The organism is Streptomyces sp. NPDC047028, assembly GCF_040644095.1.
In the GTDB taxonomy this organism is placed as follows: domain Bacteria; phylum Actinomycetota; class Actinomycetes; order Streptomycetales; family Streptomycetaceae; genus Streptomyces.
Genome location: NZ_JBEYVS010000035.1, coordinates 64,323 through 79,482, shown reverse-complemented (window position 1 = coordinate 79,482; position 15,160 = coordinate 64,323). Strand labels below are relative to the sequence as shown.

15 protein-coding genes are annotated in these 15,160 nt (G+C 66.3%); 5 read left to right on the top strand and 10 right to left on the bottom strand.

From position 1 onward, the window contains the following. The first annotated feature begins 128 nt into the window (after positions 1–128). Together ABZ854_RS27685 and ABZ854_RS27680 are read left to right on the top strand one after the other, a co-directional pair. Positions 129–329: a hypothetical protein gene (locus ABZ854_RS27685; protein WP_361215676.1), complete on the top strand. Its 201-nt coding sequence runs from the start codon at positions 129–131 to the stop codon at positions 327–329. Between the two features lie 6 nt (positions 330–335). Continuing rightward, positions 336–644: a hypothetical protein gene (locus ABZ854_RS27680; protein WP_361215673.1), complete on the top strand. Its 309-nt coding sequence runs from the start codon at positions 336–338 to the stop codon at positions 642–644. A gap of 95 nt (positions 645–739) precedes the next feature. Here the strand turns inward: ABZ854_RS27680 and ABZ854_RS27675 are convergent, their stop codons facing one another. From ABZ854_RS27675 to ABZ854_RS27650, 6 genes are all read right to left on the bottom strand, one after another. Next, a complete protein-coding gene (locus tag ABZ854_RS27675) occupies positions 740–2,980 on the bottom strand; it encodes an MMPL family transporter (RefSeq protein WP_361215670.1) in 2,241 nt (746 codons plus the stop codon). Between the two features lie 226 nt (positions 2,981–3,206). After that, positions 3,207–3,899: a hypothetical protein gene (locus ABZ854_RS27670; RefSeq protein WP_361215669.1), complete on the bottom strand. Its 693-nt coding sequence runs from the start codon at positions 3,897–3,899 to the stop codon at positions 3,207–3,209. A 136-nt stretch (positions 3,900–4,035) separates the two neighbouring features. Further along, a complete protein-coding gene (locus ABZ854_RS27665) occupies positions 4,036–6,726 on the bottom strand; it encodes a proline-rich domain-containing protein (protein WP_361215666.1) in 2,691 nt (896 codons plus the stop codon). 58 nt (positions 6,727–6,784) lie between these two features. After that, positions 6,785–7,189 carry a hypothetical protein gene (locus ABZ854_RS27660; protein ID WP_361215663.1) on the bottom strand — a complete coding sequence of 135 codons (405 nt, stop codon included), beginning with the start codon at positions 7,187–7,189 and terminating at the stop codon, positions 6,785–6,787. 165 nt (positions 7,190–7,354) lie between these two features. Continuing rightward, the gene (locus tag ABZ854_RS27655; RefSeq protein ID WP_361215660.1) at positions 7,355–8,092 is read right to left on the bottom strand and encodes an enoyl-CoA hydratase/isomerase family protein; all 738 of its coding nucleotides are present in this window, start codon (positions 8,090–8,092) and stop codon (positions 7,355–7,357) included. Between the two features lie 159 nt (positions 8,093–8,251). Next, complete coding sequence (locus ABZ854_RS27650; protein WP_361215657.1) at positions 8,252–8,479, bottom strand: hypothetical protein; 228 nt, start codon at positions 8,477–8,479, stop codon at positions 8,252–8,254. A gap of 31 nt (positions 8,480–8,510) precedes the next feature. Between ABZ854_RS27650 and ABZ854_RS27645 the strand changes: the two genes are divergently transcribed. Further along, on the top strand, positions 8,511–8,903 hold the full coding sequence (locus ABZ854_RS27645; protein WP_361215654.1) for a hypothetical protein: 393 nt from the start codon (positions 8,511–8,513) through the stop codon (positions 8,901–8,903). An 81-nt stretch (positions 8,904–8,984) separates the two neighbouring features. On the opposite strand, the gene ABZ854_RS27640 is transcribed toward ABZ854_RS27645, so the two are convergent. After that, positions 8,985–9,386, bottom strand: coding sequence for a peptidase inhibitor family I36 protein (locus ABZ854_RS27640; protein WP_361215651.1), 402 nt, complete (start codon positions 9,384–9,386; stop codon positions 8,985–8,987). 299 nt (positions 9,387–9,685) lie between these two features. Between ABZ854_RS27640 and ABZ854_RS27635 the strand changes: the two genes are divergently transcribed. Then, positions 9,686–10,990 (top strand): glycosyltransferase 87 family protein, encoded by a 1,305-nt coding sequence (locus ABZ854_RS27635; protein WP_361215648.1) that lies wholly within the window; start codon positions 9,686–9,688, stop codon positions 10,988–10,990. A gap of 49 nt (positions 10,991–11,039) precedes the next feature. Here the strand turns inward: ABZ854_RS27635 and ABZ854_RS27630 are convergent, their stop codons facing one another. Genes ABZ854_RS27630 through ABZ854_RS27620 form a run of 3 tightly spaced genes read right to left on the bottom strand, consistent with a single transcriptional unit; the run spans position 11,040 to position 14,011 of the window. Further along, positions 11,040–12,647 (bottom strand): hypothetical protein, encoded by a 1,608-nt coding sequence (locus ABZ854_RS27630; protein ID WP_361215645.1) that lies wholly within the window; start codon positions 12,645–12,647, stop codon positions 11,040–11,042. 51 nt (positions 12,648–12,698) lie between these two features. Beyond that, on the bottom strand, positions 12,699–13,112 hold the full coding sequence (locus tag ABZ854_RS27625) for a hypothetical protein (RefSeq protein WP_361215642.1): 414 nt from the start codon (positions 13,110–13,112) through the stop codon (positions 12,699–12,701). Positions 13,113–13,153: 41 nt separating this feature from the next. Further along, a complete protein-coding gene (locus tag ABZ854_RS27620) occupies positions 13,154–14,011 on the bottom strand; it encodes a hypothetical protein (RefSeq protein WP_361215639.1) in 858 nt (285 codons plus the stop codon). 496 nt (positions 14,012–14,507) lie between these two features. Here ABZ854_RS27620 and ABZ854_RS27615 point away from each other — a divergent pair, with 496 nt between their 5' ends. Next, positions 14,508–15,131 carry a TetR/AcrR family transcriptional regulator gene (locus ABZ854_RS27615; RefSeq protein ID WP_361215636.1) on the top strand — a complete coding sequence of 208 codons (624 nt, stop codon included), beginning with the start codon at positions 14,508–14,510 and terminating at the stop codon, positions 15,129–15,131. Positions 15,132–15,160: the final 29 nt, after the last annotated feature.

Below are 15,160 nucleotides of genomic sequence, written 5' to 3'. Positions count from 1 at the left end.
CACGCGGCTTCGGGAACACCAGCAACCCGATCACCGACGCCGCCACACCCAACGACCCCAACAACACCGCCAGCGAAAACCCACCCGACTGACTCACTCCGTCACCCGCCGCCGCACCACCCGAGGGAGTGCTCGCCACCGGCGGCGCCGTAACGCTCACGACGCCGCCGGTAACGGAAACCGTGGCCGAGACACTGGCGGGCGCCGAGGCCGACGAGGGCGCTTTGCTGCCGGACGGGGCGCCGCTGGGGGCGGTGGACGCGATGACGGTGGCCGTCGCCATGGCCTCGGCCGTGCTGTTGGCGTCGCATAGCACTGTGATCATGTAGTCACCGGTGGTCGCCCCCTGGGAGACGGTCGCGGTGCCGGTGAAGGTTCCGTCGCTGCCCGACAGGGGCACGGGGCTGGCGAAGATCAGCGAGGAGGCTGTTCCGCTGCCTCCGGTGCAGCCGGTCGCCGTGATGGCGATCTGCTGCCCTGGCGTGGCCGTCCCGGGGCTCGGGCTGACGCTGGCCGCCGACGCGGTACCGCCGGCCGCCACGACGGTCGTGGCGGCCAGGGCCGCTGCCCGAAGCAAGCACATCGCAGTCATGTGGGTCGTCCTCGCGTTGTACGGATCCTTCACCGGCCGTTTCGGCCGGTGAAGGTGCTGCAAGCGCGCCCGCAGACCTCAGTGCCACTTCCGTTCTCAGTTAAGGACAGCTCGTGCGACTTCGCACGTCGGCCCGAGACAGGGCCATCACACGCCCTTCCCCGGGGCCGGGCGCTCCTCCGCCTCCTCCGCCTCCTCCGCCTCCTGCGCATGGGTGCCCTCCGCGTCGACGTGGGGCAGCAGCCGGTCCAGCCACTGCGGGGTCCACCAGGCGTGATTGCCGAGCAGGGTCATGGCCGCCGGCACCAGCAGCAGTCGCACGACAGTCGCATCGATGAGCACACTGGCAGCCAGTCCCAGCCCCAGCATCTTCACCACGACGTTGTCGTTGAGGATGAAGGCCGCGAAGACACTCACCATGATGAGGGCGGCGCAGGTGATGACGCGTGCGGTGATTTCCAGGGCATGGGCGACGCTGGCCTTGGCATCACCTGTCCTCAGCCAGGCCTCATGGACCCTGGAGAGCAGAAACACCTCGTAGTCCATGCTGAGCCCGAAGACGATGGCGAACATCATCATCGGTACGTAGCTCTCGATGGGCACGGTCCCCGAGACACCGAGCGCGGGGCCGCCCCAGCCCCACTGGAAGACGGCCACGACGACGCCGTAGGAAGCCGCGATGGAGACGATGTTGAGCACCGCGGCCTTCAACGCGACCAGGACACCGCGGAAGACGATCAGGATGGTCAGGAAGGCGAGGGCGACGACGACAGCGATGATGGAGACCAGCCTGCTGGAGACGATGTCGAGGAAGTCGACCTGGGCAGCGGTGGTACCGGTCACGTACCCCTTCGCGGCGGTTCCCTTCACCGCCTGGGGCAGCACGTCGTCGGACAGGTGATTGTGCAGCTCGGTCGTCTTCTGATCCTGCGGCGCCTTCGTCGAGTAGGCGGTGGCGATCAGGACTTGCCCGTCACTGCTGGTCTTCAGGGGGGTGATCAAGGCCGCGTTGGGAACGTCCGTCAGCGCCTTCTGCGCCTGGCTGTCAAGCGCTGCCCTGTCCGACTGGGGGACACGAGACTGATCGATGACGATGGTCATCGGACCGTTGGAACCGGGTCCGAAGGCTGTTGACATCAGGTCATAGGCCTTGCGGTCGGTGAACGAGGTGGGATCCGCGCCGTCGCCGATGTGCCCCAGCTGGATGCTGAACAGCGGAATGGCAAGCACACCCACGGTGACAAGTCCGCCGACGAGGAACGCCCAGGGCCGGCGTTCCACCCGCATGGCGTAGCGGTGCCACCCGCCGTGCACCTCCTGCCCGGGCTCGGTGTCCGTCTCCGCGATCGGTTTACGCACGCGCAGTTTGTCGATGTGCCGGCCCAGCAGTCCGAGGAGGGCGGGTACGAGGGTGAGCGCCCCGAGGACGGCGGTGACGACGGTGATGGCCGCCGCCATGCCCAGCAGGCCGATGAACGTCAGACCCGACACCCACAGACCGGACAGAGCGATGATGACCGTCACTCCGGACACGAGAACGGCCTTGCCGCTGGTGGCCGCCGCCATCCCGGCGGCGTGCACCGGGTCCTTGCCGTCCATGAGGTGCTGGCGGTGACGAGTGATCAGGAACAGGGCGTAGTCGATTCCGACACCCAGACCGATCATGGTGGCCAGGGTCGGGGAAACGGTTCCGAACGTCCATGCGGCGGCGAGCAGTCCGAGGAGGGCGAGGCCGCCGAGGACGGCGAGCAGAGCGGTGATCAGAGGAAGCACGGCCGCAAGGACGCTTCCGAAGCCGACCAGCAGCACCACGATCGCCACCCCGAACCCGATGGCCTCGCTGATGCGGTCGTTGCCGTGCGGACGGGCGAGTTCGCCGAGGGGGCCGCCGTACTCGACCTGGACACCCGCGGAGCGCAGCGGCTTGACGGCCGAGTCCACGCCGTCCAGGTAGCCATGGCCCAGGGTGGACGGTGATTTGTCGAACCTGACGGTGATGTAGCCGGTCTCGCCATTGGAGGAGAGCGGCCCGACGTTGGGGGTGCCCGGCGGCTGGCTCGGTGCCGTCTGGCCCGGCGGGGGAAGCGGGCTCTGCACAGACAGCACATGCGGCAGCTTCTTCAGACTGTCGACGGTGCTGTTGACGTCGTTGCCCAGCTGGGTCAGCGGCTTCGACGTGTCGTGCAGCACGATCTGACTGGAGTAGCCGCCGGCCGCGGGCTCATGCGCCTTGAGGATGTCCAGCCCGTTCTGGGACTGGGTGTTCGGCAGCGAGTAGTCGTCGGTGAACTTTCCGCCGTACATGTGATTCAGGACGGAGGCAGCGGCCAGAGCGACCAGCCACAGCACGATGACGACGACGAAGTGCCGGGCGCACCACTCTCCCATGCGGCGCAGGCCGCCCTTGCGGCGCGGCGGCCGATCCCCTGCGGCAGCATTCCCCGGTAGCCGTGAAGTGCGCGACTGCCTCAGACGTGAAATGCGCGACTGTCGCTGCCTCATGACGAACTCCCATTAGTAAATCGGTAGGCGCATTGCCGGGGTTGAGGTAACACGCTCTTCGGGTCCACCCTAGGCGGGAGAGAGATCGATGACCAACCGTATTTGCCTGGCGCTACGGGCCGAGTTTCTCGCGCAGCGCCTCCTCGAATTTCTCCGGCGCCACCTCGCCCAGTTCGGGATACATTCTGATGACGTCGGCCAGGAGTTCGACGACTGTCGACTCCTCGCTCCTGATCTTTTTTGTGGCCTCCTCTGCCGGAAGCCAGCCCGTCAACTCGGTTCCGCCTGACGGAGCATGCGCCGATCTGATCACCCACTGCTCGTCGCCGACGATCTTTACCCACCAGCCGGGTGGAGCATCCGGTACCGGCAGCGGTATGCCTGCCTGTTCCCGGAACTGATTTTCCGTCAGCCATACCTGCCTGTCCTCATCTGGGTGGACCGCGTCGCCACTCTTGGACGAATCGAAATATTCGTATGTTCCCTGGGCTGTGCGGCGTACCTGCCAGGGTGTGACGCCCAGGCGAGCGACCGTGCCCGGCTTGGGTGCGTACCATCCCGGCGTGCTCTCGTCAGGGGGGCCGTCCTCGGCATGCCATATGAATTTCCAGACGCCTTCGTTCGTATGGAAGCCTCGCCAGAGGCCTTCTCTGACTTTTTCGATGTCGCGGTACTCCGACTCCGGTGGGGGCCTGCCGAGCTGCGGCTGACCGGGGGTCGGAGCCGACACCTGCGGTTTGAGAACGGCGAGGAGCGCCGCCGCAATCTGCTCACGACCGGCTTCCATGGGCGAGGGGGTTGCCATGTCCGCCTCCTACTGCCGAGTCGAACCGTGTAGCGGTCTCCGATGTTTGGTGGCTGCCCGGAAATCGGTCGGCACGGAGCTTTTTTGCCCAAAGGCCTTGTTCTCCTGGTTCTTTGTGAGTTGCCGTCGACACGGGTCAGCCTCCCTGAAGAGGAGTGCGGTAGATGTCCGCCCCGAGTTCTGTCAGCTCCTGTTGGACAGTGCGGCCGGAACGTGTCCGGGCCGAAGTACGCAGCAACGTACGGACGCTTCCGCTCAGCGTCGTGAGGGCGAGATAGCCGGGCTTCGCGAAGGGGTTGCGCCACGCCAAGTTCTGTACGGTCTCCCCGTTGCCGTCCCGGTATCCGTCGGTCCTCATCGTTCGCCCGGCCCAGACGGCGTCGTCCAGGGACCCTTCGTCGGGGCAGTCGAAGACGACCTCGGCGTCGGTGTGCGCGGTCCAGCCCCACACGCGCATGCCGCCGTCACCTCCCACACGGAACTGCACATACAGTCGCCCTTCGGCGTCAGGAGGACGGTTGTCCACCTGGGCGACCACGAGGTTGTAGCGGCAGGTGTCGCCTGCCCGGAGAGGCGGCCGGCGTGAGGCGGGCGCGCCGGGCGGTCCTTGAGACTGTCCGGGTGCGGGAGACGACTCGGTCCGTTGGGAGGGGGACTGCTTTGTCTCCCCGGGACCGCCTTTCGGTTGCGGCCTGGCATACGGCGGTGGGGGCGGCTTGTCCCCGACCGGCAGCTTCTTCTCCTCGTGCTTGCGCCTGTCGGTCGGGCCGGGTTCGGCGGGACCCGTGTATCCGGGGGGATTGGGTCCCAGATCCCAGAAGGCGAGCTTTCCGCCCCGCACGGAACTGAAGAGGGAGTCGACGGTGCCCAGCCGGGTCCGGGTGATCCCCCGGACGAACTCCGGGTTCCCCCCGCTCACCGGTACGAAGGCGTAGACATTCTTAAGGGGCAGGCGGGCCCAGGTTCCCAGCACCTTTCGGTCGAGTCGCCCCACGGTGTATCCATCGCCGGTGATCGTCCGCTCCCGCCACCCCGGGCTCTCGGCGGCCTCCAACCGGACCAGGTCGACGGAGCGCCACACGATGTCCGAGTCCGGGGCTCTGCTTCGCACGCCTTCGGCCCACACCCTGAAACCGAACCGATTGCTCTCGAAGCAGACACGCTGGCGCGCTATGAATGCCACTCCATGGGACGCCGCGCTCTGCCCCTCGTCGGACTCCACCAGGGTCCAGTCGTACATCTCCTCGGTCTCCGAGTAGTCCCACAGCTCGGCTTGGGGTATCTGCCGCCGTGGTGCCCTCTTCTCCTCGACCGTGGGAGCGGGGCGGGACAGAAAGCGCATGGGAATGCTCATCACCGTCTCGGTGGCGGCAGTCCAGTCGGCCAGCTGGTCACCGGTGACGATCTGGGCCGGCGTAATGGGCAGACACTTGAGCACCAGGTCCACCACGGGACGCACGATGGCGGTAGCGAGTTGGGCTGCGAACGATTCCGACACCGTGCCCGCCGCATACGTTTTGGCCATCTTCGCCACGAGGTCGCCGGACTCCAACTGCGCTCTGAGGTCTGCCTCCACACCCTTCGCCAAGTGCTCGAGGGTCTCTCTCACCTTGCGGGCGAAACCGGCAGACCGTGGCGGAATACTCGCGATCTCCGCGCGTGCGGCCTCCACCCTGCGAACGAAGTACGCGTAGCAGATCTCCCTGACGACCTTCGAGAGCACTTGCCAGACGAGTCCGCCGCCCACGGCTCCGGCCGGGATGCCCAGCCAGGTCATGAGCAGCCCTATGTTCTTCTGCGCCTGCTCCGCGAGCGCCGTGGCCATGAGCAGGGGGTCCTTGGAGTATTCGGCGAACACCTCGCCGAAGAACTCTCCTTCCTCAGCCTCCTTGCGCCCCTGCTCGATGAGGGCATCCCGGGTTCCGTAAACGGCCGTGGCCCGTACCGTCTCCACCACTTGAGCCAGCCAGCTGATCCCGATAGGGGCCAGCGCGAGTGTGTTGCGAGAGAGGAAACCGGAGAGGTCATCGACCTTCTTCAAGGTTTTCAGCCGCTCGGTGCGATGCTGTGAGACGTAGGCCTTCAGGGCCTGCGCGTAGATGTCCACCTTCACTGTGGCAAGGCCTGCCGAGGTGCTGCTGGTCACGTCGCCGAGTTGCGTGCCAATGGCTTTTATCGCGTTCGAGGCTTCTTTCGCGGCCCGGTCGAGTTCTCTGATCCGGCGGTCGGCCCGGCCTCCTGCCCGCGAGCGGCGGTCGGCCTTTTCGAGTTCCGAGACGGACTGACGCAATTTCTGGCGCAGCGCGATCAGGATCTGTGTGTTCGCCGTGATGACACGGCGCTGGGTCAGGTAGGCCTCCTGCGTTGCCGTCGACCGCAGGAACTCTTGCTGGGACAGCCGGAAGAAAAGTTTCAGGGCCCGCTCGTGCCGGATGATGTGCGACTGGCAGGTCTTGTCGATGTCACGCAGTGCCTTGAGGACGTCACGGTTCGCCTCCTCCAGCACCCGGACAGCGGCTTCCTGGACGGCGGGCTCGGATACTTCCGCCTCCGCCAGCCGCGACAACGAGCGCACGACGGATCCGTACATCTCCGTTCGCTGAACCGCAGCCAGAGAGACCCGTGCGCCGTCGGAGGACTGTTGCGCCCACCACCAGTCCTTGAGCTTCTGGAAAGAGATCCTGACGATCTCCTCCTCGCGCATCCGTGCTTCGCGGATCTGCCGTGCGGGATCACTCTCGGCGTAGGTCCGGGAGCGCAGAAGCCGGGTGTCGGAGGCCTTGCGCTCAAGGTCTCCGGTCTGGGGTCCCTCACCTGCTTCGCTCATGTCGGCACGTCCTCACAAGAGCCGCTTGCCTGTGAGCCGCCCGGGGGAGGCGGTTGTCTCAGTCGGGCAGCACCTCATCCACGAACATTTCAAGAATCCGGGCCTCCCGCCGGAGGAGTTGGTCCTTCGTGGGGCTCTCCGACAGCGCGCCGGACTCGTCATCCGCTATTTCGGCCGCCTTGCGCGCCAGTCTTGCCGCCCAGTCCTCCTCCTCATCCATCACCGCTGCGACACTCTCGGCGGATTCCTGCGCGACTTCCGTGAGCCGCTCCTGAACCTCCTGCGGAGCGAGTTCGCCCCGGCCACTCTCGATCGTGGTGATGACGCCGATGGGGCCCTGCCCGAGATCGTCGTACCTCGCTGCGAGGTAGTCCACCGTTTGAGGGGTGGGCTCGTTGTCGGCGCAAAAGCGCCGGACCGGGCTCTCGAGCAGGCCCGCGACCAGCTCCGTGGCCTCTGTCACGGCCCACCTCCTCAATGGGACCAGGCTGCTTGCCGTCGCTCACCGCAGGTCTCAGCATCTCCCAGTGTTTGATGGATCATGAGGGCGGGCCATGCAGACTTACGGGCAGATAATCCGACATAATCTGCCCTTTTTGCATAGCCCGATTCGCACCGGGGGCGCGCGTTACGGGCGACGACTGACCGAGCTTGTCGCGAGAGTCTGCTGGAACTGCTGGCGTTCCAGCGCGAGTCCCTGTTCCAGATCGAGTCCGCGCCCCTGCATGAGCGCCCGCTTTGCCGCGAAGAGGGCTGTCGGACTCTGCGCCACGATCTGGGCCGCCCACTGTGGAGCGGAGAGCGCAAACCCCCCGGTTTCCAGAACGGCGTTGAGCAGGCCGGCCTCATATGCCTCCTCGGCCTGGATGATGCGCCCGGAAAGGATCATGTGCGCCGCGCGGGTCATGCCGACGATGCGTGGCAGCCGCTGGGTACCGCCTCCACCCGGGATCAGCCCGTTGAGGATCTCCGGCTGACAGAAGTGCGAGCGCCGGGAGGCGATCCGGAGGGTGCAGGCCAGAGCCGTCTCCAGCCCGCCTCCCCAGGCCTGGCCGTCGATGGCCGCGATGGTGGGCTGCGGAATCTCCTCCAGCAGACGCAGGGCGGTACCCCAGGCACCGCGCTCTTCGTCCGTGAGTTCGCCTCGCGCTCCCCGCGCGAGATCATCCAGGTCGGCATGCTTGATGAAGATTCCGTCCGCATCACTGGTCAGCATGACGGCGCTCACCTGGTCCGTCTGCTCCGAGAGGCTCCGCAGCAGTCCGGCCAGTTCGGCCATGGAGGCCAGATCCATGAGGTTCTGAGGCGGGCGCGAGAAAGTGAGAATCGCGAGGCGGCCGCGCCGCTCAGAGGTCCATGAGGTCATCAAGCTTGTCCTGTTCCGTGCTGGCGATGAGTGGCGCGCCGGACGCACCGGTTCCATCCATCCCAAACTATTGACACTGGCAGTGTCAATAGTTTGGGATGGATGGAACCGGATGGGCCAACTTCTCCGTTTTCGTCAGTCACAGAGAGGCCGGACTCGTCACTTTCCGTTGTAGACCTCGTACGTATCGGGCGGGAAGAAAAAGTCGTTGACCTCTCCGCACATGTCCCGAACGCCGTCCTGGGCCTGACCACCCACCACGGCTACCCGCGCGTACACGTGCTGAGATACACGGCTCACACCCGCGCTGAATTCACTGGCGAGCGCCTCGGGCTGCAGCCGGGCCGTCATAAGAAGGTAGGCCACCACCACCGCGACGAGCGTCACTGAACACACCAGCAGAGCAACTATCAGACGAATGAAAGCGAAGATGAAATCACCTCCACGGCACCACATGGACCGCTTCGAAGCAGCTATGGGAGGGGCTGCGGACGAAGACCTGGAGAGTTTGAGGGAGTTAACCGGACGCGAACATCTCTGCCCTGTCACAGTCAACTCCTCTCACGATAGGCCCATGCGAATGAAAGCCGTGGACAGGTTCGGAAAAGAGATAACTCCGGGCACTCGGGTGACCTATGCACACCGCGGCAAATTGTGCGGTGGCGTCGTGGTCTACGTGACTGCCGAGACCTCAGACTTCGCCCAGGTAGTGATCGACGACCCCGACTCGGGACTGGTCATCAGAAGAGGTGCGCCCGAGCGCTCTCACAACAGGTACGACGACCTGATCGCGGTCCTGGCCGGCTCGTGATGCCGGCGGGCGACCGGGCTCGTTCTGCCGTGGCGGCTCCGTCGGCGGGTGAGACACCGGCGGAGCCGCCACCACCGGCGGTCAGCAGAGCTGTATGGACGACGCGGTGTCGTTCTCCGCGGGCAGCACCAGCCCGACGGCGGTGTTCGGGTCCATGAAGTGGGCTATCCCGTCGTAGTTTGTGTCCGGCTGCCAGCAAAACCGCGTACTACTCGTGGCATTGATCCAGGACGACATCTCGTCGTTGAAGCCGAGCGCACCGAGATCGTTCAATTCGTGTCCGTCCTCGATGGCGTATCCACCGCCCCTCCAGAGCGCGTCCCGGAAGAGACACAAGAATCCGCTTTGACAGGTCGTCTGCCCCGGGGGAATGAACACCACGGCCGGATCCAGCTGAATCCGGTCGGCCGCTCGGGCCGATTGCGCAGCGAGTCCAGAGGCAAGCACCATCGCCGTTGCCACCATCATCCGGACCATTCGCATGACTGGCTCCCTGAGACGTACCCCCGACGACTGGTTTCTCAGGAACCATGACCCGAATGGCAGCATGTCTGCGAGTTCACCCGGCCGTTCGGGTGACAGCGGCGCCGTCATCCGTGAAAACTCTTCGGACTTAAAGTCACCCCCCCGTACCGCCCGGCCCCGCTCACCCGCAAAGCGCCAAGCTGCCGGAGCGGACGAGCGCCGCTATCTTGTGCTCAAGATCACTGACCTGCCGGTGATCTCGCGCACCAGAGCACACCACGCTCGAACGGCAGCCGTGGACCCGAGGGGTGGTAGGGATGGCGAGCAGCACCGGACGGCATGTGGGATGGCCCCTCCTCGCCTGGACCGCCAGCCGTACGGTGCTCCTGCTGAGCGTGTTCGCGGTGCTGCCGTTCCCGGGTCCCGACGCGGCAGCGGACCTGTGGACCGTCTATCCGAACTGGTACGACGTGCTGGCCACCGGCAGATTCCCCGTCGGTGACGTGACCTGGCAGTATCCGCCCGCCGCTGCCATCGCCGTGCTCGCTCCCGCCCCTTTGCTGCCACTCCTGGGCTACGCGGCGGCCTTTGTGCTCATCCTGATCCTGGCCGACGCGTGCGTTCTGCTCCTGCTGCTGCGCGCGGGTCAGCCCTGGCGCAAGGGTTCCCTCGCGTCACCCCCCGGCGCCGCGGGCGAGGACGGCACGACACGCACGACCGGAGCCTGGTTCTGGGTCGTCGGGGTGCCCCTGCTCGGCCCGACGGCCTATGCCAGATACGACCTGTTGGTGACCGCCGTGGTGGTGGCGGCGCTGCTCGTGGGCGTGGGCCGTCCGCGCCTCCTCGGTGCGGCGGCCGGCCTGGGCGCCCTGTTGAAGGGATGGCCGCTGCTGCTCCTGCTGGGCATCAGGCGGGGCCGTTGTGCCCGCCTGGCCTGGGTGAGTGCGGCAGTCGTCATGGCCGCACTCACCCTGCTGTTCACGCTGCTGATGCCCGGTGCCCTGGCCTTCCTGGGGTACCAGCGCCGGCGGGGTATGGAGATCGAATCGGTGGGCGCCCTCGTCTTCCATGTGGCCCGGCATCTGGGCTGGTCGGGCGGAGTCCAGCCGAACTACGGCTGCATGGAGTTCATGGGTCCTTATGTGGAGCTGGTCAGCATGGCCTCTGTGGCGATGACCGTCGCCTGTACGGCATGGCTGGCTGTCGGACGTCTCAGGGCTCGCGTGTACTCCGCCGCCACCCTGCCTCACTCCACATTGACGGCCGTGCTGCTGTTCATTCTGACGAGCCGGGTCATCAGCCCGCAGTACCTGCTCTGGCTCATCGGCGTCGTCGCGGTGTGCCTGATCCTTCCGCGACCGGCCATGCTTCGGCCCGCCGTCCTGATCCTCCTGGCCACCGCGCTCACCACCCTGGAGTTCCCCGTCTGGTTCGGGCATGTGGTGGACAGCGACTGGATCGGCATATCTCTGCTCGTCTGCCGCAACGGGCTACTCATCACGGCAGCGGTCCTCTCGGGACGCCAGGTGTGGCAGGAGACAGTGGCTCCAGGGGCACGCCGCCCCGCCATGGACCTCGCGAGCGAGCAGCCGAACGCCCAGCTAATCGGTCCCGAGGTGTGACGGACGAGGAACCGCAGCCCTGGTACGGGGTGGCCTTCCCCGCGTACGCCTATGCGCCCGGCCGCCCCCGGAATCGGTTGAGAGGCGCCGACAGACGCCCGGTCCGGGCCGGGGCCTGCCGCGTGGAGTCCTCCCGTCTCCAGACGCCGAGCCGCGCCTCCGTCTCCGCCTCCCCCGCCTCCAGCAGGACCTGGACGACCTCGGGCGAGTCGGCCGGCGCCTGCATGTCCGGCGACCACCACTCGTCGGGCCAGAACCGGCCCAGTATCCCCATGGTGCGTCGCAGATAGCGCAGCGCTTCCGCGAATGCTCCGAGTGCGTCCCCGTATTTCTGTGCGGCCTTGGCATCCCTCGCGGTGCGGCCGTCGACCGGCGTGCCGAACCGGTGGATGTCGTCGGCAAAGGACACGAACTCGGGATACTCCTCTCGCAGCGTCGCACTTCCGCGCCACCTCTCCAGATGGGCGAGTGGTGTGACCAGGTCCTCCGCAGATGTCGGGTCGGCTGCCAGCGAGTGCGCGAAACCCCGCACGTTCTGCCAGCTGGGGAAGTGCGACACGGCCGGCGGAACAGTACCCGGGCGCCCGGCCGAACGGGGCGCGTCGAGCCGGCCCGACGTCAGCGTCGGGGCGGGAAATCCCTGCGGAAGGCCACTCGGCGCGGACCCCAGATCGCTCCGCAGCCGGACGAGGCCCTCATCGATCATCGCCACGACTGCTGCCGGACCGTGCACCGGCAGCTTCCCTCGCACCGCCCACGCCTCGGGCCAGCCTTCCTCCATCACCATGAGGGTCCGGGCGATCCTCGACAGATAGCGTGCCAATGAGAGGACGGCCTCGGGGTACGAGGAGGTCCCGGTGAACGTGGAATCGCGGCGGACTCTGGCTTGGAGCAGTTGGACGACCTCCCGGTGAAAATCGGGGAGCGCCCGCTGCACGACCCGGCTGTCGGCCCAGTTCTCGGCGCTGCCCAGCGGATCGGTGAATGCCTCGGCCTCCCACTCCCCCAGCAGCACGGCCCGCGCCACCTGCTCGGTGACGTCCAGGCTCACACCAGGAGCGTCCTCCGCGACATGCGCCCTTCGCGCCTGCTCCAGCACGTCCTGAACACTCTGCCCCCCGGCATACCTGAGGTCCGCTTCGACGAGTGCGGCGACCGCGGCACGGAGGGCGTCCGAACCGATCCCCAGGAGTGCGCAGAAGAGACCGGGGGGTACCCGGATCGCACTCCGGAACGACCACAGGGCCGGCCACTCGCCGGGGGGCATGCCACCGACGGTTTCACGCAGCGTGCTGAAGTAGCCGTCCAGATTCTCCAGCTCATCCATCGCGCCGTCCACGGCGCCACGTTTGCTCGCCAGATTACCCAGGGCCTCGAGCGTGGTCTCCAGCTGATACGTGAACTGCGGGTATCGCGTCATCAGCGTCTCACTGGCGAGCCAGGTACCCGCGTTGTCGAGCGGGCGCGTGAAATCCGTGCTGCTCCACTGATGCTCGGTCATGGCTCGCAGCACCAAGAACGCGGCAAGTTCACCACTCGGCAGCGCGCCCGCGGGTTCCTGACGCACTCTGCTCTGCGCCTCTGCGACGAGTCCAGCCGGCAGATTCCCGCGCGCGAGGTACTCCCCCAGCAGCGCGATTTCCGGTGATACGGTCATGCCACCGCCGCCTTCCAGCGGCCCCTGTCGATGCTATGCAGTGTATGACCGTCAGACGTACACCGAGAGGATCATTTCTGCGGATCCCGGTGCTTCCATGGGACGGTCGATCTCTGAGAGCCACACTTCGAACCGGCATTCCCGCGCATTCGCCAGATCGATCAGCACGGACCTGGCCGCATCGTCATCCTGGCCGAACGGCACCACGATGGGATCGGTGTAGCTCATCCCGGCCAGCATGTCACCGGACGCGTGAAACAGCGCGATGCAGCATTGCACCGGATCCTCGAACATGGACGGCGTCAACTCGAAACAGACAAAGCCGTTCGGACAGGACAGCACCGCCTCGGAAGGTCCGCCGGACAGTACCGGCCAGTGTTCGTTGCTCATGATCTTGTGCTGGTAGTAGTCAAGCATGGCATCGGACAACTGCGCCGGGCCCTCGGAGACTCGATAATCCAGCATGACCGTTTCCGCCTTCCTTCACTCAGGCTGATTTCCTGTCCTCAGGCTCCCGATTCACTCTCGGACCGGCCCGGGATCCCACCGAATACACCGGCGGCCCTGGCCCGTCTGATGAGGATCAGCCAGGCTCCGACGCCGATCAGAGTCCCGGCCCCTGTCCATACATATGCCAGAAGTTGCATGAGGCTGGTGATCTGCTCGTACACCGTGTTCGCCGTGGGCTTGTCGACTCCGGGACCGAGATCGTTGTCAATGAGCCTGCCGAAGATCGCCACTCCCGCCCAGAGAAGCAGGCCGCCGATCGCATAACTGAACGCGACGGTCATCACGGCCCGGAGACGGCGGTCCGAAACCACAATGGCGCCGGCCGTCAGCAGCAGTGTGGCGACGGGCAGCCAGATACTGAGCAGGGACAGCACGTGCAGCTTGCCGCGCAGCACCTCAAGGCTGTTGGCCTGCAGGAGCCTCACCGGCGCGTGCGTGTCGGGTATGAGCGCCGCCCGTGTGTCTCCCGCCGCTTCCATTCCCTTTTTCACCTGCGAGATGACGGGGCCGAGATCCACCCCCAGGGAATCGTCATCGCTGCTTCCGATCAGCGACTGCTTCGCGAAGCCGTGCGTGGCTCGCACCGCGGCGTTCCAGGCGGCGGGAAACCCGGAACTCTGGGTGAAGGAGCGCACCCCCAGGCTGAGCGCTGCCGCGTCTCCCGGGGAGGCGAACGCCTGCCGGGGGGAGCGGGCGATCACTTCCTGCGTCACCCGCTTGGCAACGGCGTCCTGCACATCCTGGTCATGCGCCAGCGGTGCCATGAGGGCCACGTAGCGTCCCGTGTCACTGATCTGCTGTGTCCACAGCGCAACGGTGCTGAGGGGGACCAGGACGACGATCAGGAGGCTCATCACCGCGGACCAAAAGCTCCTCATGACTCTAGGAGATGCCCGACCCGGACCAGCCGCGACCGGACGGGAACCTGCACTCGTAAGGATCACGTCACTCCGGAGTCACCCGAAAGGGAAGCGCCTTCCCGGTGATCGTCCCTGACAGGGGCACGGGCGCCCCTCCTCCCGGGGCGGCAGGCGGAACCAGCCGGTGGAGCGGACGCGTTTCTCCCGGTCCGGCGGGGGCGGCGGGCTCTCCCCGGAACACCGACTACCGCAACGCACCACCGGCTGCACGGCGACGAGCGCGAGAGCAACGGCGAGGGGCCACAGCAGGATGGCTACAAGATCGGGCATATGCACCCCTTACCCGGAAGACGGATCTTTCATGGGCAAAGAACCCTCCCCGGCGCCGGGTAAAACCACCCCCTCCTCGGCTTTTTCGCACCCCGTGCAATATTATGAGTCCTGGCAATGCGGTATGAGACATGCACGTCGCTGATGTATCGAGGTCAAGGTGCGCGATGAGACGCCGGGCGCCCGGGACGGACGCCTGGAGCGAGGACGTCTGACACGGGTGAAAATCGCTGACGCCGTGCTCTCTCTGCTCGATGAGGGAGAGTCGCATCTGCCCGCCGACAAGGTCGCGGAGCGGGCCGGAGTCTCCCGGCGGCTCGTCTTCCACCACTTCGACGACATGCCGCAGCTCGTGGATGCGGCCGTTACCCAACGGCTCGGCCAACTCAGCGACCAGATGAAACCTTTGCCGCACACCGGCCCACGCGAGAAGCGCATCACCGCTCTCGTCGAACAGCGCGCGAGGATCCTGGAGTGGCTCACGCCCGCGCGGCTGGCCGTCATGCGTATCGATCCCCCTTCGGAACGCATCGAGGAAGCCACACGAGCAATCCTCGACCTGGCACGCCTGAATCTCGCCAAGGCTTTCGCCCTGGAGCTGGACACGGTGACCGAACCACGCAGAGCCCAGCTCATCGACGCGATGCATACCGCCACGACCTGGGGAGCCTGGTACCACTGGCGGATGATGGGGATGGACGCCGCCGAAGCACGCACCGCCATGGAATCGATCCTGCGTATCCTGCTGGAGACAACGGACGCGAACGCGTCCGGCCGTCAGTGACGCGGGGTGCGTTCCCGCCGCGCCGGCAG

Bases quoted from the DNA above. Each gene is read 5' to 3' on its own strand.
- ABZ854_RS27665 (WP_361215666.1), bottom strand. From the start codon at position 6,726: ATGAGCGAAGCAGGTGAGGGACCCCAGACCGGAGACCTTGAGCGCAAG.
- ABZ854_RS27655 (WP_361215660.1), bottom strand. From the start codon at position 8,092: ATGACCTCATGGACCTCTGAGCGGCGCGGCCGCCTCGCGATTCTCACT.
- ABZ854_RS27625 (WP_361215642.1), bottom strand. From the start codon at position 13,112: ATGCTGGATTATCGAGTCTCCGAGGGCCCGGCGCAGTTGTCCGATGCC.
- ABZ854_RS27670 (WP_361215669.1), bottom strand. From the start codon at position 3,899: ATGGCAACCCCCTCGCCCATGGAAGCCGGTCGTGAGCAGATTGCGGCG.
- ABZ854_RS27645 (WP_361215654.1), top strand. From the start codon at position 8,511: ATGAAAGCGAAGATGAAATCACCTCCACGGCACCACATGGACCGCTTC.
- ABZ854_RS27675 (WP_361215670.1), bottom strand. From the start codon at position 2,980: ATGGGAGAGTGGTGCGCCCGGCACTTCGTCGTCGTCATCGTGCTGTGG.
- ABZ854_RS27620 (WP_361215639.1), bottom strand. From the start codon at position 14,011: ATGAGCCTCCTGATCGTCGTCCTGGTCCCCCTCAGCACCGTTGCGCTG.
- ABZ854_RS27630 (WP_361215645.1), bottom strand. From the start codon at position 12,647: ATGACCGTATCACCGGAAATCGCGCTGCTGGGGGAGTACCTCGCGCGC.
- ABZ854_RS27640 (WP_361215651.1), bottom strand. From the start codon at position 9,386: ATGCGAATGGTCCGGATGATGGTGGCAACGGCGATGGTGCTTGCCTCT.
- ABZ854_RS27635 (WP_361215648.1), top strand. From the start codon at position 9,686: ATGGCGAGCAGCACCGGACGGCATGTGGGATGGCCCCTCCTCGCCTGG.